Origin of the sequence: Streptomyces sp. Y20 (assembly GCF_043195475.1) — a bacterium.
GTDB lineage: Bacteria > Actinomycetota > Actinomycetes > Streptomycetales > Streptomycetaceae > Streptomyces.
In genome coordinates this window covers 169,145-188,847 of record NZ_JBIDDP010000007.1, presented here as the reverse complement: position 1 = coordinate 188,847, position 19,703 = coordinate 169,145, and the positions used below count along the sequence as shown (strand labels likewise).

At 73.7% G+C, this 19,703-nt stretch carries 16 protein-coding genes and 1 pseudogene; 9 read left to right on the top strand and 8 right to left on the bottom strand.

Going from position 1 to position 19,703, the window contains the following annotated elements; genetic code table 11:
* Positions 1 to 173 precede the first annotated feature (173 nt).
* Both ACGFT1_RS19725 and ACGFT1_RS19720 read left to right on the top strand, forming a co-directional pair.
* Positions 174 to 1,994 carry an ABC transporter ATP-binding protein gene (locus ACGFT1_RS19725; RefSeq protein WP_373910236.1) on the top strand — a complete coding sequence of 607 codons (1,821 nt, stop codon included), beginning with the start codon at positions 174 to 176 and terminating at the stop codon, positions 1,992 to 1,994.
* The gene (locus tag ACGFT1_RS19720; RefSeq protein ID WP_373910235.1) at positions 1,991 to 3,841 is read left to right on the top strand and encodes an ABC transporter ATP-binding protein; all 1,851 of its coding nucleotides are present in this window, start codon (positions 1,991 to 1,993) and stop codon (positions 3,839 to 3,841) included. Before ACGFT1_RS19725 ends, ACGFT1_RS19720 begins: the two co-directional genes overlap by 4 nt.
* 192 nt (positions 3,842 to 4,033) lie before the next feature.
* Here ACGFT1_RS19720 and ACGFT1_RS19715 read toward each other — a convergent pair whose 3' ends face one another.
* Together ACGFT1_RS19715 and ACGFT1_RS19710 are read right to left on the bottom strand one after the other, a co-directional pair.
* The gene (locus ACGFT1_RS19715; RefSeq protein ID WP_373910234.1) at positions 4,034 to 4,984 is read right to left on the bottom strand and encodes a PaaX family transcriptional regulator C-terminal domain-containing protein; all 951 of its coding nucleotides are present in this window, start codon (positions 4,982 to 4,984) and stop codon (positions 4,034 to 4,036) included.
* Positions 4,984 to 5,598 (bottom strand): GNAT family N-acetyltransferase, encoded by a 615-nt coding sequence (locus tag ACGFT1_RS19710; RefSeq protein WP_373910233.1) that lies wholly within the window; start codon positions 5,596 to 5,598, stop codon positions 4,984 to 4,986. The genes ACGFT1_RS19715 and ACGFT1_RS19710 overlap by 1 nt, the downstream gene beginning before the upstream one ends.
* A 146-nt stretch (positions 5,599 to 5,744) precedes the next feature.
* Here ACGFT1_RS19710 and ACGFT1_RS19705 point away from each other — a divergent pair, with 146 nt between their 5' ends.
* Positions 5,745 to 6,770: an alpha/beta hydrolase family protein gene (locus ACGFT1_RS19705; protein WP_393733665.1), complete on the top strand. Its 1,026-nt coding sequence runs from the start codon at positions 5,745 to 5,747 to the stop codon at positions 6,768 to 6,770.
* Positions 6,771 to 6,886: 116 nt separating this feature from the next.
* On the opposite strand, the gene ACGFT1_RS19700 is transcribed toward ACGFT1_RS19705, so the two are convergent.
* The 5 genes and pseudogenes from ACGFT1_RS19700 to glgX form a co-directional block, all read right to left on the bottom strand.
* Entirely contained in the window at positions 6,887 to 8,125 is a 1,239-nt protein-coding gene (locus ACGFT1_RS19700) for a hypothetical protein (protein ID WP_373910231.1), read from the bottom strand.
* A 23-nt stretch (positions 8,126 to 8,148) separates the two neighbouring features.
* Positions 8,149 to 8,898: pseudogene (locus tag ACGFT1_RS19695) on the bottom strand (dolichyl-phosphate beta-glucosyltransferase); the annotation flags it as partial.
* A gap of 99 nt (positions 8,899 to 8,997) precedes the next feature.
* Positions 8,998 to 9,648, bottom strand: coding sequence for a hypothetical protein (locus ACGFT1_RS19690; protein ID WP_373910230.1), 651 nt, complete (start codon positions 9,646 to 9,648; stop codon positions 8,998 to 9,000).
* A gap of 10 nt (positions 9,649 to 9,658) precedes the next feature.
* Entirely contained in the window at positions 9,659 to 10,165 is a 507-nt protein-coding gene (locus tag ACGFT1_RS19685; protein WP_373910229.1) for a SigE family RNA polymerase sigma factor, read from the bottom strand.
* A gap of 147 nt (positions 10,166 to 10,312) precedes the next feature.
* Positions 10,313 to 12,553, bottom strand: a complete 2,241-nt coding sequence (glgX, locus tag ACGFT1_RS19680) for a glycogen debranching protein GlgX (RefSeq protein WP_373910228.1) — start codon at positions 12,551 to 12,553, stop codon at positions 10,313 to 10,315.
* A 151-nt stretch (positions 12,554 to 12,704) separates the two neighbouring features.
* Between glgX and ACGFT1_RS19675 the strand changes: the two genes are divergently transcribed.
* The 6 genes from ACGFT1_RS19675 to ACGFT1_RS19650 all read left to right on the top strand — a co-directional run bounded on the left by ACGFT1_RS19675 (position 12,705) and on the right by ACGFT1_RS19650 (position 19,016).
* The gene (locus ACGFT1_RS19675; RefSeq protein ID WP_373910227.1) at positions 12,705 to 13,928 is read left to right on the top strand and encodes an Ig-like domain-containing protein; all 1,224 of its coding nucleotides are present in this window, start codon (positions 12,705 to 12,707) and stop codon (positions 13,926 to 13,928) included.
* Between the two features lie 155 nt (positions 13,929 to 14,083).
* A complete protein-coding gene (locus ACGFT1_RS19670) occupies positions 14,084 to 15,313 on the top strand; it encodes an Ig-like domain-containing protein (RefSeq protein WP_373910226.1) in 1,230 nt (409 codons plus the stop codon).
* 78 nt (positions 15,314 to 15,391) lie between these two features.
* Positions 15,392 to 16,159 (top strand): enoyl-CoA hydratase/isomerase family protein, encoded by a 768-nt coding sequence (locus ACGFT1_RS19665; RefSeq protein WP_373910225.1) that lies wholly within the window; start codon positions 15,392 to 15,394, stop codon positions 16,157 to 16,159.
* A gap of 192 nt (positions 16,160 to 16,351) precedes the next feature.
* Complete coding sequence (locus ACGFT1_RS19660) at positions 16,352 to 16,960, top strand: ATP-binding protein (protein WP_373910224.1); 609 nt, start codon at positions 16,352 to 16,354, stop codon at positions 16,958 to 16,960.
* Positions 16,961 to 17,037: 77 nt separating this feature from the next.
* Positions 17,038 to 17,832 carry a polysaccharide deacetylase family protein gene (locus ACGFT1_RS19655; protein ID WP_373910223.1) on the top strand — a complete coding sequence of 265 codons (795 nt, stop codon included), beginning with the start codon at positions 17,038 to 17,040 and terminating at the stop codon, positions 17,830 to 17,832.
* The gene (locus tag ACGFT1_RS19650; protein WP_373910222.1) at positions 17,832 to 19,016 is read left to right on the top strand and encodes a beta-propeller fold lactonase family protein; all 1,185 of its coding nucleotides are present in this window, start codon (positions 17,832 to 17,834) and stop codon (positions 19,014 to 19,016) included. Before ACGFT1_RS19655 ends, ACGFT1_RS19650 begins: the two co-directional genes overlap by 1 nt.
* A gap of 7 nt (positions 19,017 to 19,023) precedes the next feature.
* Here the strand turns inward: ACGFT1_RS19650 and ACGFT1_RS19645 are convergent, their stop codons facing one another.
* Entirely contained in the window at positions 19,024 to 19,662 is a 639-nt protein-coding gene (locus ACGFT1_RS19645) for a GNAT family N-acetyltransferase (protein WP_373910221.1), read from the bottom strand.
* Positions 19,663 to 19,703 lie beyond the last annotated feature (41 nt).

The window sequence follows — 19,703 nt, the reverse complement described above, 5'->3', positions numbered from 1 at the left end:
CCCCCGGTCTCCCCGGCCCGCCTGCGCGCACGGCCCGGACGGCGAACCCGGAACGTACCGGCTCCGGCGAGAGCGGTTCCAGCGAATAACGGACGGCGCCCCGCCGGTGTCCGCCCCGCGCCCGCCCGAAACCCGGTGGGCGATGTCCGTGGCGGTCCGTAGGCTCGCACGTGATGCCCACGACACCCGCAACCACCGAGGACCGGTCCGCCGTCCGCACCCTCCTGCGCCTGTGGCCGTACGTCCGCCCCGTGCGCGCCCGGCTGTTCACCGCCGCGTTCGTCGCCGTCGTCGCCTCCTGTACGGGGCTGGTGATCCCGCTCGTCCTGAAGTGGCTGGTCGACGGGCCGGTGTCCGGCCGGGACCCGGCGGGTGTCTGGCTCGGCGCGCTGTACCTGCTGCTGCTCGGCATCGCCGAGGCCGTCCTGTTCGGCGTCAGACGGTGGCTGGTGGCCCGCCCGTTGTCGCACGTCGAGGCGGAGCTGCGCGCGGACCTCTACCACCGGCTGCAACGCCTGCCCGTCGCCTTCCACGACCGCTGGGCGTCCGGCCAGATGCTCTCCCGCGGCACGACCGACCTGATGCTGCTCCGTCAGTTCCTCGCCTTCCCGCTGACGTTCCTGCTGGTCAACGGCGTGACCATCGCCGTCGGGCTGGTCATCATGCTGGTGCAGGACTGGCAGCTGGGCCTGGTCATCCTCGGACCCACCCTCCCCGTGATGTGGACCTGCGCCGTCTTCGAACGCCGGTACGCGCAGGTCGCGCGGCGCGCCCAGGACCAGGTCGGGGACCTGACCACGGTGGTCGAGGAGAGCGTGCTCGGCATCCGTGTCATCAAGGGCTTCGGCCGGCACCGCAGCCAGGCCCGGGCGTTCCGCGTCCTCTCGGGCACCCTGCGCGGCACCGAGCTGCGCAAGGCGCGGCTGCTGGCCACCATCTGGGCTGTCATCGTCACGCTGCCCGAACTGGCGATCGGGGCCGCGCTGGTACTGGGGGCCGTGCGGGTCGCCGACGGGGGACTCAGCACGGGCACGCTGGTCGCCTTCCTGAGCACGGCACTCGCGCTGCGCTGGCCCGTGGACTCGATCGGGTTCCTGCTGGCGATGAGCCAGGAGGCCGCCTCCGCCACGGAGCGGTACTTCGAGGTGATGGACCAGGCGCCGGAGGACCCCTCCGACGGGGCCGGGGACGCCGCCACGCCCATCCGTCCCCGGGTGTGCGAGACGTCGGGCGAGGTACCCGCGACCGTGCGCGGCCTGCGGTTCGAGAACGTCGCGTTCCGCTATCCCGACGCGCCCCCCGACTCCCCGCCCCTCCTCACCCGTGTCGATCTCCACATCCGGCCCGGCGAGTCCATGGCCCTGGTCGGAGCCACCGGCAGCGGGAAGACGACCCTCACCGCGCTGGTGCCCCGGCTGCACGAGGTCACCTCCGGGCGGATCACCCTCGACGGCGTGGACATCACCGCGATGTCCCGCGAGGAACTGCGCACCAGGGTCGCCGTCGCCTTCGAGGAACCCACCCTGTTCTCCGCCACGGTGGGCGAGAACGTCCTGATGGGGGCCCCGGACGGGGCGGGGGACGCCGACCTCGGCCGGGCACTCGCCATCGCCCGGGCCGACTTCGCGCACGCGCTCCCGCACGGCACCGCCACCCGCGTCGGCGAGCAGGGACTCAGCCTGTCCGGCGGCCAGCGCCAGCGCCTCGCGCTGGCCCGCGCGGTGGTCGGCCGGCCGGAGTACCTGGTGCTGGACGACCCGCTGTCCGCCCTGGACGTGCACACGGAGGCCGCCGTGGAGGCCGCGCTGCGACGGGTCCTCGCCGACACCACCGCCCTGATCGTGGCCCACCGCCCGTCCACCGTGCTGCTCGCCGACCGGGTCGCCCTGCTCTCGGGCGGCCGGATCGCCGCCGTCGGCACCCACCACGAACTGCTGCGCGGCAACGCCGAGTACGCCCGCCTGATGTCCGCGGAACCGGAGGACCAGCGATGACGACGACCGCCTCCGCCCCCGCCACGGGCAGTGACGACCACAGCGCCCCGGACCCCGGCGACCCCTTCGACCAGGACGTCCTGTCCGCCCCGCCCGGCGCGACCGGCGCCCTGCTGCGCTCGCTGCTCGCTCCGCTCAAGGGCCGGACCGTGTTCACCGCTCTCCTGCTGCTGCTCCAGCAGGCGGCGACGCAGGTGGGCCCGCTGCTGGTGGCGTACGCCATCGACACCGCCGTACCCGCGTTCCGGGACGACCGGCACGGCCCGCTGATCGCGGTGGCCGTCGGTGCCGCGCTGAGCGCCCTCGCCTCGGGCGTGTTGCAGTTCGGCTTCATCGAGTACAGCGCGCGGGTCAGCCAGGACGTGCTGCTGGACCTCCGGGGCCGAATCTTCCGGCACGCGCAGGCGCTGAGCCTGGACTTCCACGAGCGGTACACCTCGGGCCGGCTGATCTCCCGTGCGACCACGGACGTCGAGTCGCTGCGCGAACTCCTCGACGACGGCATCCAGGAACTGGTGACCGTCGTGCTGTCCTTCGTGTACATCGCGGCGATGCTGCTCTGGCTGGACCTCGGCCTGGGCGCGGTCGCGGTGGCCTCCTTCGTGCCGCTGTACCTGCTCGTCCGGCTCTACCAGCGGCGGGTGGGCCGGGTGTACCGGGCGCGGTCCACGGCGATCGCCTCGGTGATCGTGCGGTTCGTGGAGACGATGAACGGCATCCGGCCGGTGCGCGCGTTCCGGCGGGAGGCCGCGAACGACGCCGAGTTCGCCGTGCTGAACCGGCGGCACGAGCGGACCAACGGGGACGCGCTGCTGGAGATGGCCCGCTATGTGGTCGGCTCCCGGCTGGTGGCCAACACCTCGGTCGCGGCGATCGTGCTGTGGGGCGCCTACCGGGTGGCGTCCGGCTCGCTGGACCTGGGGGTGCTGGCGGCGGCGGTGCTGTATCTGCGCCGGCTGTACGACCCGATCGACCGGCTCGGCATGTTCCTGAACTCCTACCAGTCGGCCGCCGCCTCCCTGGAGAAGATCGCCGGGCTGCTGGCGCAGACGCCGTCCGTACCGGAGCCCGCGGAGCCGCGCGCACTTCCGCCGCTGACGGGCGGCCTCCCGGGCCGCGAGGTCGTCTTCGACGGCGTGCGGTTCGCCTACCGCACCGGCGGCGAGGTGCTGCCCCGTTTCGGCCTGACCCTGCCGGCCGGGCAGACCGTCGCGGTCGTCGGCTCGACCGGCGCGGGCAAGTCCACCCTGGCCAAGCTGCTCGCCCGCTTCTACGACCCCTCCGACGGGCGGGTCCTGCTGGACGGGGTGGACCTGCGCGACCTGGCCGCGCCGGAGCTGCGGCGCGGGGTGGTCATGGTGACGCAGGAGGCGTTCCTGTTCTCCGGCACGGTCGCCGACAACATCGCGATCGGCCGGCCCGACGCCGGCCGGGACGAGATCGAGCGGGCCGCGAAGGCGATCGGCGCGCACGAGTTCATCAGCGCGCTGCCCGACGGCTACGACACGGACGTCCGCAAGCGCGGGGGGCGCATCTCCGCCGGACAGCGCCAGCTGGTCGCCTTCGCCCGGGCGCTGCTCGCCGACCCGGCGGTGCTCATCCTGGACGAGGCGACCAGCTCGCTGGACATCCCGGGGGAGCGGGCGGTGCAGCGGGCGATGTCGACGGTGCTGCGGGGCCGTACCGCCGTGGTGATCGCGCACCGGCTGTCCACCGTGGAGATCGCGGACCGGGTGCTGGTGATGGAGCACGGCCGGATCGTCGAGGACGGCCGCCCGCAGGACCTCATCGCCGGCACCGGCCGGTTCGCGGACCTGCACAGGGCCTGGCGGGACAGCCTGGCCTAGGCCGTTGCCCCGGATCGCCCCGCCGACCCGGTGAGGACGGCGGCGAGGTGGGCGGCCGCCGACCGCGAGCGGGGGCGGCCGCCCCGGTACCGCCCTCCCGTGGCGCGCGGCCCACCGGAGCCGACCCGTTGACGACCGGGCCGCACGGGTCAGCGGCGCCACCCGCGGTGCCCGGGGTTCGCCGGTCGCCCCTCACCCCTGGTCCGGTATGGCGGTGTCACTCTCGGCCCCGGTGCCCAGGGCGTCGTGGTAGAGCCGGAACAGGCTCAGATCCCCGTGTTCCGCGGCCCCGGCGGGCCCGGCCGCGCGCAGGCGCTGCCAGCACTCGGCGGCAAGGCGGCGGGCGGCCGCACCGGGCCAGGGCCGGGGAAGCAGTTCCGGCGGCAGGAACGGATCGGGTTCCATGGCCCGGGTGAACTCGGCGGCGAGTTCCACTGCCATGGTCAGCCGGCCCTCGGGGGACCCGTGCGCGGCGCTTTCCCGCGCGGCCCCCAGCTCGTCGAGGCACCGTCGTGTGAAGGCGGCGAGCCGTTCATGGCCGGCGGCGACGTCCTCCAGCGGCCACAGCGCGGCGGCCAGGGCCGGCGGGTCGGTGAGCGTTCCGACCCGTAGATCGGTGCTCGTGAGGAAGGTGACGCAGGAGAGCACGCCGAGGTGCCGGGCGTGTGCTTCGACGAGGTCGGTGACCGGGTTCGCGGTGACGTACAGCCCGCCCTGGAGCGGTGCGGCGCCGAGGTGGAGCAACCTGTCGCGCAGGACGTCACGGGCGCTTCGGCAGGATTCCGGGATGGCGAACGCGAACAGGTGCCAGGTGCCGTCCCAGGGAGCGAGTCCGGCGTCCTGGCGGTAGGCGTGGCGTACGTGGTCCGCGTCCGGCGCCAGGGTTCCGGAACAGTCGGAGACGGCGCGCAACAGGGCTTTGCGGCCGCGGCCGTCCTGGGTGAACCGGCGTTCTTCGACCAGGCGCCGGACGCAGAGCCGCACCTGCTGGTCGCTCATGCCCAAGGTGCCCGCGACGGCGTAGAGCTGCCCGGCGTCGACGGTGCCGTCCTCGCGGACGAGCGCGTGCACCAGCAGGCGGGTGGGAATCTCGGGCCGGGCAGCCGATGCGGGCTCCCCGCTCGTGGGGGTCCGGGGGGTCATCAGGCCGTGCCCCCGTCCAGCCGGTCCGCGGCGGTGAGCGGGCGGTGCATGGTGGTCACGGCGCCGAACCCCAGCGGACGGCGCAGCCAGGGCGTCTGCTCGGTGCGCCGGGCGGTGAAGCCGTGCCGCTCGTACAGCGCGCGGGCGCGGGGGTTGGTGTCGATGACGTCCAGGCGGATGCGCCGGCAGCCGTTCTCGGCTCCTATGGCGGCGATCTCCCTCAGCAGCAGGGTGCCGATGCCCGAGCCCCGGTGGCGCGCGTCGACGGCGATGCCGTCCATGACGAGGTCGCCCTCGCCCGGGGTGCGCCGGAACAGAGCCAGGACCGCCAGGCGGGGCAGCAGCCCCTTCAGCAGCCCGTAGGCGGACAGCACGTCGGCCGCGCTGCCCCCGGTCAGCCCGCGGCCACCGGCCTGGTACCCCGCCACCCCGACCACCTCCCCGTCGACGAGCGCCGTGACGCCCCGGTCGCGGTTCAGGTGCCGGGCGAGGAATGCCCGCCCCGCGTCCGGCGGGTCGAGCGCCGGGCCGAGTTTGCGGCCGAAGGCCTCCCAGTAGAGCGCGGCCACCTGCCGCTCGCTGCCTTCGGGCACGCCACGCCGACACACCACCATGGGGCTTCTCCTCCGAAAGGGTTGACTCCTGTGTGATCCAATCTAGTACGTTCGTTCTTGAAACGAGCGTTTTTACTTCGATCGATCGGGGGAGTTTCATGCCGGGACGACGCGAGAGGACCACCGGGCCGCGCCGTAGGCGGTGGGTGCGCGGGGTCGTGTGGTCGGTGGCCGGCGTCCTCGTGACGGCCGCCGGTCTCGGCGGGGTGGTGGTGTGGCAGAACACGTACGCCCTGCGTGAGGAGCGGGTGGTCCTGCGGCACGACGGGCACCGGCTGGAAGGGGTGCTCGCCCGCCCCGAGACAGGGCACGGGCCGTACGGGCTGGTCGTCTTCGTCCACGGTGACGGGCCGACGGACGCCACGCACGACACGTTCTACCGGCCGTTGTGGGAGTCCTTCGCCCGCGCGGGCTACGCGTCGCTGTCGTTCAGCAAACCGGGCGTGGCGGGCTCCGGGGGCGACTGGCTGGAGCAGAGCATGGCCGATCGCGCGCGGGAGACCCTGGCCGCGGTCGCCTGGGCCCGCGGCCGCACCGACATCGACGGCCGCCGCATCGGGTTGTGGGGCGCGAGCCAAGCGGGATGGGTGCTGCCCAAGGTCGCCGCCGCGGACCGCGGGATCCGGTTCGTCATCGCCGTCGCCCCGGCCGTCAACTGGCTCCGGCAGGGCCGCTACGACCTCCTCACCCAGCTCCGGCGGGACGGCGCCGGCCCCCGGGAGACCGCGCGGGCGCTGCGGCGCAGTGACACCACCCTCGCCCTGTTGCGCCGGGGCGCGTCGTACGACGAGTACCGCGCCGCGCTCGGGCGCGACGCCGACATGACCCGCAGACGGTGGCGGTTCGTGACCCGGAACCACACCGCCGACGCGGTCGCCGATCTGCGCGCCATGCGGGGCACTCCCGTCCTGCTCGTCCTGGCCGGTCACGACGTGCATGTGGACGCCGCCGAGACGGAGAGCGTCTACCGCGGCGTCCTGCCCTCCTCCACACTCCAGGTCGCGCACTATCCCGGCGCCACACACTCGCTCGTCGACCACGACCTGGAGAGCCGCGAGCCGCTGCTCACGGCCACCGCGATCCTGCTGCCGAGAAGGCTGTACACGGCCGGCTTCCTCGCCGACCAGGCCCGTTACGTCAGGCGGTTCGACTCAGGCAGGGGGACGCGATGAGCGAGGAGCCGGCTCATGACCCGCTCGAAAGGCGGTGCGTCCCCGGCCTGCCCCGGCGGGGGACGGAAGGCGAGCGGCCGGCGGCATCTGTCGGCGGCGGACAGCACCCCCAGCTCCTAGGGCACCCCCAGCTCGAAGAGCGCGTACCCGGCGTACGACCCGGAGGCCAGCGCCGCGATGCCCAGCAGCGTGCACTGCACGGGCAGGCTCAGCCGGCGCATCGCGACCGCGAGCGGCAGGAACAGCGGGAAGCAGGGCAGCAGATAGCGGGAGATGTTGGCGACGATCTGCTGGCTGCCGAGCACCAGGGCCAGCGTCAGGATGGTGTAGACGACCAGCACCGGCGGCGGGCGCAGCCGCAGCAGCAGCGGCAGCAGCGCGCAGGCGAGCAGGATCACGCCGACGGAGATGACGTCCGCGAAGGGGTACGCGAAGAGGTAGGTGAACTTGCCCACGGGCACGGACGTCAGCACGTCCAGGGTCTGCTTGCCGTAGTCGAAGCGGTGCGCCCAGGCGCCCGACTGGAGCTTGAAGTAGCCGCCCAGGTCGCCCATCCGGTTGCCGACCCAGAGCAGATAGCCGAGCAGTCCGAGCGGGGCCAGGGCCATGGCGAGCAGCGGGCGCAGCGGGCCCTCCTCGCGGCGGCGCAGCGCGAGCAGCGCGGCCACGCCGAGCGCGGCGATCAGCGCGGCGGCCGTGGGCCGGTTGAGGCCGGCCGCGAAGGTGAGCAGCCCGGCGGTGAGCCAGCGGCGGGTGATGACGGCGTGACAGGCCCATACGGCGAGGGCCACGTAGAGCGAGTCGGAGTAGACCGCCCACTCCACGCCCGAGCCCGGCCACACCGCCCACAGTCCGGCCGCCGCGAACCCGGCACGCCGGCCGCCGAACCGCTCGGCGACGGCGTACACGCCGAGGGCGGCGGCGAATGAGGCGGCGATCGAGACCAGCAGCCCGGCGCCGTACGAGCCGAGCCCGGTGACCGTCGAGGTCAGCCGGATCAGGGCCGGGTACAGCGGGAAGAACGCCGCCGAGTTGCCCTCCAGCGTGATCAGGCCGGTGGCCCCCGGGACCGGGACGAGTCTCGGGTCGTAGCCGTGCAGCGCGATCTGCTGGTACCACCAGCCGTCCCAGGTGGCCAGCACGTCCCAGGCGTGCGCGCCGCCGCCGAACCGGGGGTGCCTGGTGCGGTAGTCCCCGGTGGCCGACAGCAGGTACATGAACGAGCAGAAACCGGCCAGCTTCAGCGTGCCGAACACGGCGAGGACCGGCCCGTGACGGCGGCCGGCGGCCCGGAACCGGGCGCCGGGCGCGGTCCGGGACGCGGGCGCCGCCGTCCCGGCCAGGGTCGCGGTCACCGGGTCACCGGCCCGGGGCGGCGGCGGGCCAGGGTGCGCCGCATCCGGACGATCCCCCGCAGATCGGCCAGCGCGGTGGCGAGGAGGTCGACGCTGCTGTCGGGGTCGTCCACCCAGTCCACCGGGACCTCGTGGATCCTCAGGCCCGCCCGCTCGGCGAGCACCAGCAGTTCGGTGTCGAAGAACCACTCCCCGTCCCGCACCAGCGGCAGCAGCCGCTCCGCGGTCTCCCGCCGCACCGCCTTGAAGCCGCACTGGGCGTCGGAGAACCCGACGGCGAGCGTGCAGCGCAGCAGCGCGTTGTAGCAGCGGGATATGACCTCGCGTTTGGCACCGCGCACCACCTGGGCGCCCGGGGCGAGCCGGGTCCCGATGGCCACGTCGGAGTGGCCCGAGATCAGCGGGGCGACCAGCGGCAGCAGCGCGGCGAGCCCGGTGGACAGGTCCACGTCGAGATACGCCAGCACGGGCGCCCGGGAACCCGACCAGGCCGCCCGCAGCGCCCGGCCGCGGCCCTTCTCCGGCAGCCGCAGCGAGGTCACCTCCGGGAGTTCGCCGGCGAGCGAGGTGGCGATGGCCGGGGTGCGGTCGGTGCTCGCGTTGTCGGCGATGGTGATCCGGAACGCGTAGGGGAAGGTGTCCCGCAGGTGTGCGTGCAGCCGCCGGACGTTCGGCTCCAGGTCCTTCTCCTCGTTGAACACCGGTACGGCCACGTCCAGGACGGGCTCGTCGGGGTCCGCCGGCAGGGGCGCGCGCCGGGGTGCCGGGGACACCGCCGGTGGCCGGCTCGGTCGTATGTGTGTCACGTCATTCCCTGAGGTCAGGTGTATCGGGCGCACCGGGGCACGCGGGGGCGGAGGGCGGAGCGGGGGCTAGCCGGCCGGGCCGGCCGTGGAGGAGGGCCGGTCCGACGGCACGGCGGGTGCGCGCGCCGGTGCCGTGGCCGGTGCTGTGGTGCTGCCGCCGGCCCGGGAGCCGGCCGTGGCCGACGGCGGCCGGGACGTGGCGGTGGCCGTGCTCCGGCCGGGGTCCGGGCCGGCCGTGGCCGTTGCGGTCGCGGTCGCGGTCGCGGTGGCGGTCGCGGTGCTCGGCGGTGTGGGCGGGACCGTCGCGGGGAACGACGTGGACGGCGGAGCGCCCGGTGACCGGGACGACGACGGTGACGACGACGGTGACGGTGACGGTGACGTGCTGGGGCCGGGTGCCGGGCTGGTCAGGGGCCGGGGGCGCGGTGCGCTGGGCCGGTCGTCGGTGTGGCCGTGCGGCCACAGCAGCAGCCCCAGGCCGAGGCCGGCCACGGCCAGCGCGGAGCCGGCGGCCCGGCGCGCCGTGCGCGCCCGGTGCCGGGCGCGCACGCCGGCGCGGAGCGCCTCCCGGTGCCGGGCCTCGAACGGCGCCGGCTGCCGGGCCTGGTGCATGAGCTGTGCCAGCTGCCGCTCGAAGCGATCCGCGCGGTCCGTGCCGTCCATGCGGTCCGTCCCGTCCATACCGTCGAAGCCGTCCATGCCCCTCCCGCGGTCCATGGGTCCTCCCTCACCCCACCGGCTCGATGACGTCGGCCAGCAGGCGGCGCAGCCGGGCCACCCCGCGTGCGGCATGGGACCGGGCCGTGCCCACCGGGCAGCCCAGGACCTCCGCCACCTGCCGGTCGGGCAGGTCCTGGTAGTAGCGCAGCACCACCGCGGCCCGTTGCCTGGGGGTCAGCCGGGCGAGCGCCGCCTCCAGCCGGGAGCGCTCGGCCACGGTCGCCGACACGTCGCCGGCCGCCATCACCTCGGGCAGCTCCTCCACGGGCCGCTCGCCCCACCAGCGGCGGCGCGCCGACCGGGCCGCGGCCCGCGCCAGCACCTTGCGCACATACGCCTCCGGCGCCTCGTCGGCGACCTTCGGCCAGACGAACCACAACTTGACCAAGGAGTCCTGCAGCAGGTCCTCGGCCCGGTACCGGTCCCCTCCGGTGAGCAGACGGGCGAGATGCAACAACACCGACCAGCGGGCCGCCACGAACGCGTCGTACTCACCGGCCCTGGTCTGCTCCATCCCCGCGGTCCCCGTTCTCGCCGGCTGTTCACACCAGGAGAAAGGCCCTGGACCCCCGCCCGCGCTGCATCCGGCGAGCGTGATCCGCGTCACGCACAGCCGGGGCACGGGCTCCGGGGAGTCTCTCGCACCGCCGTCCGGGCCGGTTCAGGCCACTCGCAGGAGCAGGACCGCCCGCGCCGGCACGGTGATCTCCGCCCCCGCCGGGTGGACCGTGTCCGGCGCCCCGGCCTGTTCCTCCCGCGAGGTGTCCACCACGACCTCGTACCGCTCGGCCCACGGCGGGCCGGGCAGCAGGAAGTCCGTCGGCCGGTCCCCGGCGTGCAGCACCGCGAGGAAGCTGTCGTCCACCACCGGCGCGCCGCGCTCGTCGCGGCCCGGGATGTCCCGCCCTGAGAGGTACATGCCGAGCGTGGCCGCGGGGGCGTACCAGTCGTCCTCGGTCATCTCCGCGCCCCGCGCGGTGAACCAGGCCAGGTCGCGCAGCCCGTCCGCGGTCTGGGCCCGGCCGGAGAAGAAGGCGCGCCGGCGCAGCACCGGGTGGCGGTGGCGCAGCGCGATCAGCCGGGACGTCAGGTCGTACAGCGCCCGCCAGCCGGGGTCCTCCAGCAGCGACCAGTCCAGCCAGCTGATCTCGTTGTCCTGGCAGTAGGCGTTGTTGTTGCCGCGCTGGGTGCGGCCCAGCTCGTCACCGGCCACCAGCATGGGCACGCCGGTGGACAGCAGCAGGGTGGTGAGGAGGTTGCGCAGCTGCCGGCGCCGCAGCGCCCGCACCCGCTCGTCGTCCGTCTCGCCCTCGGTCCCGCAGTTCCAGGAGCGGTTGTCGTCCGTGCCGTCCCGGTTGTTCTCCCCGTTGGCCTCGTTGTGCTTGGTCTCGTACGACACCAGGTCGCGCAGGGTGAAGCCGTCGTGCGCGGTGACGAAGTTGACCGAGGCGTACGGGCGCCGGCCGCCCCAGGCGTACAGGTCGCTGGAGCCGGAGAGGCGGTAGCCCATCTCGCGCACGTCCGGCAGGGCGTGCCGCCAGAAGTCCCGGACCGCGTTGCGGTAGCGGTCGTTCCACTCGGCCCACAGGGGTGGGAAGGCGCCCACCTGGTAGCCGCCGGAGCCGATGTCCCACGGTTCGGCGATCAGCTTCACCCGGCGCAGCACCGGGTCCTGGGCGATGACCGCCAGGAACGGCGAGAGCATGTCGACGTCGTGCATCGAGCGGGCCAGTGCCGCCGCGAGGTCGAAGCGGAAGCCGTCCACGCCCATCTCGGTCACCCAGTAGCGCAGCGAGTCGGTGATCAGGCGCAGCACCTGCGGCTGGACGACGTGGAGGGTGTTGCCGCAGCCGGTGTAGTCGGCGTACCGGCGGGCGTCGTCCTGGAGCCGGTAGTAGCCGCGGTTGTCGATGCCCTTCAGCGACAGCGTCGGCCCCAGCTCGCCCGCCTCCGCCGTGTGGTTGTAGACCACGTCGAGGATGACCTCGATGCCGGCCGCGTGCAGCGCGCGCACCATCCGCTTGAACTCGCCGACCTGCGCTCCCGTCGTACCGGAGGCCGCGTAGGCCGCGTGGGGGGCGAAGTAGCCGATCGAGTTGTAGCCCCAGTGGTTCCGCAGGCCCCGGCGCAGCAGGTGGTCCTCGTGCGCGAACTGGTGGACGGGGAGCAGTTCGACGGCCGTGACGCCGAGGCGCACCAGGTGCTCGACCGCGGCCGGATGCGCCAGCCCGGCGTACGTGCCGCGCAGTTCCTCGGGGATGTCCGGGTGCAGCCGGGTGAAACCGCGCACGTGCAGCTCGTAGATGACCGAGTCCGCCCACGGTGTCTTGGGGCGGTGGTCGTCGGACCAGTCGTCGTCGTCGTGGACGACGACGCCCTTCGGGACGTACGGCGCCGAGTCCCGCTCGTCGCGCACGGTGTCCGCGACATGCTGCTCCGGCCAGTCCCGGACGTGTCCGTACACCTGCGGCGGCAGGCCGAACTCGCCGTCCACGGCCCGCGCGTACGGGTCCAGCAGCAGTTTCGCCGGGTTCCAGCGGGCGCCGGTCCACGGGTCCCAGCGGCCGTCCACCCGGTAGCCGTACCGCTGTCCGGGCAGCACGCCGGGCACGAAGCCGTGCCATATCTCGTGCGTCAGCTCGGTCAGCGGTATCCGTGTCTCCCGGCCGCCCTCGTCGAACAGGCACAACCGCACCGCCTCGGCCCCGGCCGCCCACAGGGCGAAGTTGGTGCCGGCCACCCCGTCCGGACCGGCCCGGAACCGGGCCCCCAGCGGGGTCGGCGCCCCCGGCCACGCGGCCGGGACGGGCGGTACGGCACGCCGGGTGCCGCTCACCGCCGCCGGTTGCCCGCTCCCGGCCGGATCCCCGGCCGGTGCCCGCTGCTCGGCTGCGCTCGTCACAGTCGGTCCCTCTTCCCAGTGGCTCCGGCCGGGTCGGGGGTGCCCCCCCGTCCCGGGGGAGGCACCCCCACGTGTCGTCCTTCCCTCTGTTCTGCCCAGCGCGTGGCTCGCACTCACGTTTCCCCGGGGCGGGCCCGTCGTTGGGATTCCTGTGAGGCACGTACAACGACGCGCACGGCGCGTGGGGGCCGCGCTGGCCGCCGTACTGACATGGGCGGGGCTGCTGTCGGGCTGCTCCTCGGACGGCTCCGGGCCGCTGGGCATGGGCGGGGACCCGGGCAGACCCCCGGCCGCCGAGGACGTCATCAAGGTCACCCCCGGCGACGGCGGCAAGGCCGTGCGCCCCGGCGAGCGGCTGCGGGTGCGGGTGCCCGGCGGCCGCCTGGAGAAGGTGACGGTGGTCAGGGAGCAGGACGCGCAGAGCTCGCCGGTCCCAGGACGCGTCAGCGAAGACGGGCTGACCTGGCGGCCCGACGAGGACCGGCTGGCGCTCGCCGCCCGGTACACCGTGGACGCGGTCGCGCTGGACTCCCACGGCCGCCGCGCCGCCCGGCACACCACCTTCACCACCTACGTCCCCGACGCGCGGTTCATCGGCTACGTCACCCCCGAGAACCGCGCCACCGTGGGCACAGGCATGATCGTCTCCCTCTCCTTCAGCCGGGACATCGTCGACCGGGCCGCCGTCGAGCGCGCCGTCCGCGTCAGCGCCCGGCCCCCGGCGGAGATCCGGCCGCACTGGTTCGGCAGGAACCGCCTGGACTTCCGTCCCGAGCGCTACTGGAAACCCGGCACCGAGGTCACCGTCGACCTGCACCTGCGGGACGTGCAGGGTGCGCCCGGCGTCTACGGGCTCCAGGACCGGACGTTCGCGTTCACCGTCGGCCGCAGCCAGGTCTCCCTGGTCGACGCCGCGAAGCACACCATGGACGTACGGCGCGACGGGCAGCTCCTGGCCACCGTCCCCATCACCGCGGGCGCCCCGAAACACCCGACGTACAACGGGAAGATGGTGGTGATGGACATGCTGGAGGTGACCCGCATGAACAGCCGCACGGTCGGCTTCGGCGGCGAGTACGACATCCCGGACGTCCCGCACGCCATGAAGCTCACCGACTCCGGCACCTTCCTGCACGGCAACTACTGGGCCACGGACGCCCCGGGAGAAGCCAACGTCAGCCATGGCTGTGTGGGGCTCGTGGACGTCAAGGGCGGCAGCTCGGACACCCCGGCCGGCTGGTTCTTCGACCGCAGTCTCGTCGGGGACGTCATCGAGGTCGTGCACAGCCGGGACAGGACGGTCGCGCCCGACAACGGCCTCGGCGGGTGGAACATGGGCTGGAAGGAGTGGAAAGCGGGCAGCGCGGTGAAGTAACCGGGTGAGGGGCGGGGTCGCGGTGGGGTGCCGGGTGCGAGTTGCGACGGAACGGTGACATCTGCCTGACACCCCGCTGAAAACCAGGCGGTTAATATGCGCGCACCGATGTGGTGGGGAGCGGGCCTGAGCGGGTCCGGCGAGGGGAGAACAAGGTGGACGTGCGGCCTGTGGCGGGGGCGTCGGTTCGGGGGCGGCGGGGCCGTGGGGGGCTGGCACTCATAGCCGGCGCCCTGGTGCTGTCGCTCGCCGCGTGCGGCGGAGGCGGGGACTCCGGTTCCGCGAACGGAAAGGGCAAGGACCGGGGCAGCGGGCGGGGCGCGCAGTCCACGGCCGCCGTCAGCATCGTCCCCGCGTCCGGTGCCACCGGCGTCGACACCAGCGGCGCGCTGAAGGTGGGCGTCGCCAAGGGCACACTGACCCGGGTCACCGTCAAGGACGCCAAGGGCGGCGAGATAGCCGGGTCCATCACCGGGGGCGGCGCCTCCTGGACCCCGTCGACCCATCTGGCCGCGGCCACCAAGTACACCGTGCACGCGGTCGCCAAGGACTCCGAGGGCCGCGAGGCCGCCGAGGACGCCACCTTCACCACCCTCACGCCGAAGAACACCTTCGTCGGCTGGTTCACCCCCGAGGACGGCTCCACCGTCGGTGTCGGGATGCCGTTCTCCATACGCTTCACCCGGGGCATCACCCGGCCGGCCGCGGTCGAGAAGGCCATCCGGATCAGGACCGAGCCGGCCGTCGACGTCGAGGGCCACTGGTTCGGCAACGACCGCCTGGACTTCCGCCCCGAGACGTACTGGAAGACCGGCACCAAGGTCACCGTCGACCTCGACCTGGACGGCGTCGAGGGCCGCGCCGGCGTCTACGGCAAGCAGCACAAGACCGTGAAGTTCACCATCGGCCGCAACCAGGTCTCCGTCGTGGACGCCAAGAAGCACACGATGCGGGTCACCCAGGACGGCAGGACCGTCAAGACACTCCCCGTCACGACCGGCAAGGCCGGGTACGAGACCTGGAACGGCCAGATGGTCATGAGCGAGAAGCTCTCCGTGACCCGGATGAACGGCGAGACCGTCGGCTACGGCGGCGAGTACGACATCAAGGACGTCCCCCACGCCATCCGCCTCACCACCTCCGGCACCTTCATCCACGGCAACTACTGGGGCGGCGGCGCCTTCGGCCACTACAACGCCAGCCACGGCTGCGTGGGCCTGCGCGACGTGCGCGGCGGTTCCGACGGCTCCGTCCCGGCGGCCTGGTTCTTCAGCCACTCGATCATCGGTGACGTGGTGGTCGTGAAGAACTCCCACGACCGCACGGTGGACCCGGCCAACGGCCTGAACGGCTGGAACATGTCCTGGGCCGACTGGAAGAAGTGAGCCCACCCGCCCCACCCGCCCGGTGCTGTGACCTACGGCACCGGGCCGTCCGGCGTTAGTGGCCGTTAACCTGCCTGCATGACCGTCTCTCTCGAAGTCGCCGAAGGCGTCGGCACGCTGCGTCTGGACCGGCCGCCGATGAACGCGCTGGACATCGCCACCCAGGACCGGCTGAAGGAACTCGCCGAGGAGGCCACGCGCCGCGACGACGTGCGCGCCGTGGTGATCTACGGCGGCGAGCGGGTGTTCGCGGCGGGCGCGGACATCAAGGAGATGCAGAACATGGACCACGCGGGGATGGTCCTGCGGTCCCGCGCGCTCCAGGACTCCTTCACCGCCGTGGCCCGCATCCCCAAGCCCGTGGTCGCCGCCGTCACCGGCTACGCGCTCGGCGGCGGCTGCGAACTGGCGCTGTGCGCCGACTACCGCATCGCCGCCGACAACGCCAAGCTCGGTCAGCCCGAGATCCTGCTCGGGCTGATCCCGGGCGCGGGCGGCACCCAGCGGCTGGCCCGGCTGGTCGGCCCCTCCCGGGCCAAGGACCTGATCTTCACGGGCCGTCAGGTGCGAGCCGAGGAGGCCCTCGCGATCGGCCTGGTGGACCGGGTCGTGCCGGCCGCCGAGGTGTACGAGCAGGCGCACGCCTGGGCCGCCGGGCTCGCCAAGGGACCGGCGATCGCGCTGCGCGCGGCCAAGGAGTCCGTCGACACCGGTCTGGAGACCGACATCGACACCGGGCTCGCCGTGGAACGGAACTGGTTCGCGGGGCTGTTCGCCACCGAGGACCGCGAGCGCGGCATGCGCAGCTTCGTGGAGGAGGGGCCGGGCAAGGCCAAGTTCCGCTAGGCGTCAGCAGCTGGGCCGTCCCGTAACTCCCGCGAGGGACGGCGCAGTTGACGCAGCGTCCGGTGTGGTCCCTCGATGGGGCGGTTTATGGGAGTCTTAAGGCAACCTTAAGTCTGTCGCGTCGAGGGAGCCCGACGATTGCCCGGTTGTGAGCCGTCGCCGCAGGTCGGACAGGTTGTACCGGACGTCGCCATGCCGACGGCATATGCCGGTCGCACGGGGTGGAACGGGGGCGTGCGGGGGGCGTATTCCTCCGGAACGGCCCCCAAGGGCGCACCGGACGGCCATCATGGGGGCATGGCGGGGCTGGAGGGCATCGAGCAGCCGCGGGGACAAGGCCGCACAGCCGCGGCACGCTGGTCGCCCGCGGTCGAGGACGAACAGGCGCTCAAGGCGCTCGAACTGTTCGGGAACCCCACGGAGGCGGAAGTACCGCTGCCGTCCCGCCCCGAATCCGCGGCCACCGCCCGCCGCCTCGCCCAGGTCGTCGTCCTGCGCACCTGGCGGCTCACCCCGAAGCTGGCCGAGGACGCCGTCCTGCTCGTCTCCGAACTCGTCGGCAACGCCGTACGGCACACCGGCGCCCGCGTCTTCGGCCTGCGGATGCGCCGCCGCCCCGGCTGGGTCCGGGTCGAGGTCCGCGATCCCTCGCGCGGGCTGCCCTGTCTGATGCCGGTCCAGGAACTGGACGTCAGCGGACGCGGCCTGTTCCTCGTGGACAAACTCTCCGACCGCTGGGGCGTCGACCTGCTGCCGCGCGGCAAGACGACCTGGTTCGAGATGCGGGTCACCGACCGCTGACACCGCTCCCGGCGCCGCGACCCGAAACCGCCCCCCGATCGGGCTAATCGGCCGTTTTTCCGGCCATCACGCCTTAAATGGTGCGAGTGACCTCCACCAACCGACGCGGAGTGCTGCGCGCGAGCGCGGGGCTCGTCGCCGGCGGCGCGCTCGCCGCCGGTTGCGGCACCGGCCGGGCCGCCCCGCCCACCGCCCCGGCCTCCCCCTCCCCGACGACCGCCGCCCCCGCCGCGCGCCCCGCGACGGCCCCCGCCCCCCGCGCCTACCCCGGCCTGCCCGCCCAGCTCACCCACGGCCCGCGCACCCGCCCCCAGGTGGCCCTCACCTTCCACGGCCAGGGCGACCCCGCCCTCGCCCACTCCCTGTTCACCGAGGCCGAGCAGCGCGGCGCCCGGCTCACCGTGCTCGCCGTCGGCACCTGGCTGGACGAGCACCCGGACCTCGCCCGCCGCATCCTCGACGGGGGCCACGACCTCGGCAACCACACCCAGCGGCACATCTCCGTCAACGCGATGTCCGAGGCCGACGCCCGCCGTGAGATCACCGACTGCGCCGAACGGCTGCGGCGGCTCACCGGCTCCATCGGCACCTGGTTCCGGCCCTCCCGCGCCCCCACCGCCACCCCGCTCGTCACCCGGCTGGCCCATGCGGCGGGCTACCCGCACGTGCTGTCGTACGACGTGGACTCCCTCGACTACACCCGCCCCGGCGCCGCCGCCGTCACCCGCACCGTCCTCGACACCGTGCGCAACGGCTCGGTGGTGAGCCTGCACCTCGGATATCCGGACACGGTCGCCGCCCTCCCCGACCTCCTGACCGAACTCGGCCGCCGCGGACTGCGCGCGGTCACCACCACGGAGCTGCTGAGCTGATGCGAACCACGAAAGCCGCCCGCCTGCTGGCCGCCGGTGCCGCCGTCACCGCCCTGACCCTGCTGTCCGCGTGCGACGGCGGGACCGGGTCCCACGCGGCCCCCGTCAGCGAGGCCCCGGTCCGGCCGGAGGCGCGCAGGCAGCCCCGGGTGAACGTGCTGCCCGGGATGCCGCCGGTGGAGGACCCGGCCGACCTGTACGCCGCCGACCGGCCCGGCCGGCTCTCGCCCGTGGTCCGGGGCTTCCCGTCCCGCGTGTACGTCCCCAACACCAATTCCGACACCGTCACCGTCATCGACCCCGCGACCTACCGGGTCATCCGCACCATCCCGGTCGGCCGCCAGCCCCAGCACGTCGTACCGTCCTGGGACCTGAAGACCCTCTGGGTCAACAACGACCTCGGCAACAGCCTCACCCCCATCGACCCCAGGACCGGCAAGGCCGGCGAGCCGGTCGACGTGCACGACCCGTACAACCTGTACTTCACGCCCGACGGGAAGTACGCCGTGGTCATGGCCTCCATGGACCGCCGGCTGGTCTTCCGTGACGCTCACACCATGAAGGTGGTCAAGTCCGTCCCGGTCAGCTGCCACGGCGTCAACCACGCCGACTTCTCCACCGACGGCCGCTACTTCATCGTCTCCTGCGAGTTCAGCGGCGAACTGCTGAAGGTCGACACCGCCCGGATGAAGGTCGTGGCCCAGGAGAAACTGCCGTTCCACGGCGCCATGCCGCAGGACGTGAAGATCTCTCCCGACGGCAAGCTGTTCTACATCGCCGACATGATGGCCAACGGCCTGTGGATCCTGGACGGCGACAAGTTCACCCGGCCCCGTTTCCTCGCCACCGGCAAGGGCGCCCACGGCCTCTACATCAGCCGGGACTCGCGTCAGATGTACATCTCCAACCGCGGCGAGGGCACCATCTCGGTCTTCGACTTCACCCGCGACCGCCTCACCAAGAAATGGGACCTGCCCGGCGGCGGCAGCCCCGACATGGGCGGCGTCTCCGCCGACGGCAAGGTCCTGTGGCTGTCCGGCCGCTACAACGCCGAGGTCTACGCCATCGACACCCGCACCGGCACCGAGCTGGCCCGCATCAAGGTCGGCAGCGGCCCCCACGGCCTCGCCGTCTACCCCCAGCCGGGCCGCTACTCCCTCGGTCACACCGGCATCTTCCGCTGACGCCCGCTCAGCGCTCCGGGGCGAGCAGCAGCGCCTCCGCGCCCACCGGGCGGTAACCGGCCGCCAGGAACGCCCGCAGGCTGCGGGCGTTCCCCGGGGTCACCTGCGCCCACAGCGGCTCGGTGACCAGGTGCCGGGCGGCGGTCACCAGCAGCCGGCCCAGCCCCCGGTGGCGTCCGTCCCCGGTGACCTCGACCGACACCTCCAGGCGGCCGGCGACCCCGCGCCCCACGACCAGCACCCCGCCCTCGGCGGTCCAGGCGCGCACCCCGTCCCGGCGCCCCCGGGCGTACCGGATCCGGGGATGGCCGGCGTCCCGGATCTCCCGCAGCGCCAGCGGCGGTCCCCCCGGCAGCGGGGGGCCCACCAGCAGCGCGTCGACCGTCTCGGCCCGCCGCCCCGTCCGGTCCATGAGGGCGGCCAGGAAGCGGGGGTGCATCGGCGCCGCCAGGGGATCGCAGTCCAGGGCGCCCAGTGTCCGTGCCACCCACGCCGGGTCCTCGTCCGTGAAGACGACCGCGTGCGCGGTGAACGACAGCACCCCCGCGTCCCGCGGTGACGCCTGCGGCAGGATTGTCGTACCGCCGTCGGGTGGCGGGAAGACGCCGGCCGCCGCCGCGCCGAGAACGTCCCGCAAGGTCTTCAAGGCCACCCCTTTCGGTCTCCGCCCACCGTACGACCAGACTC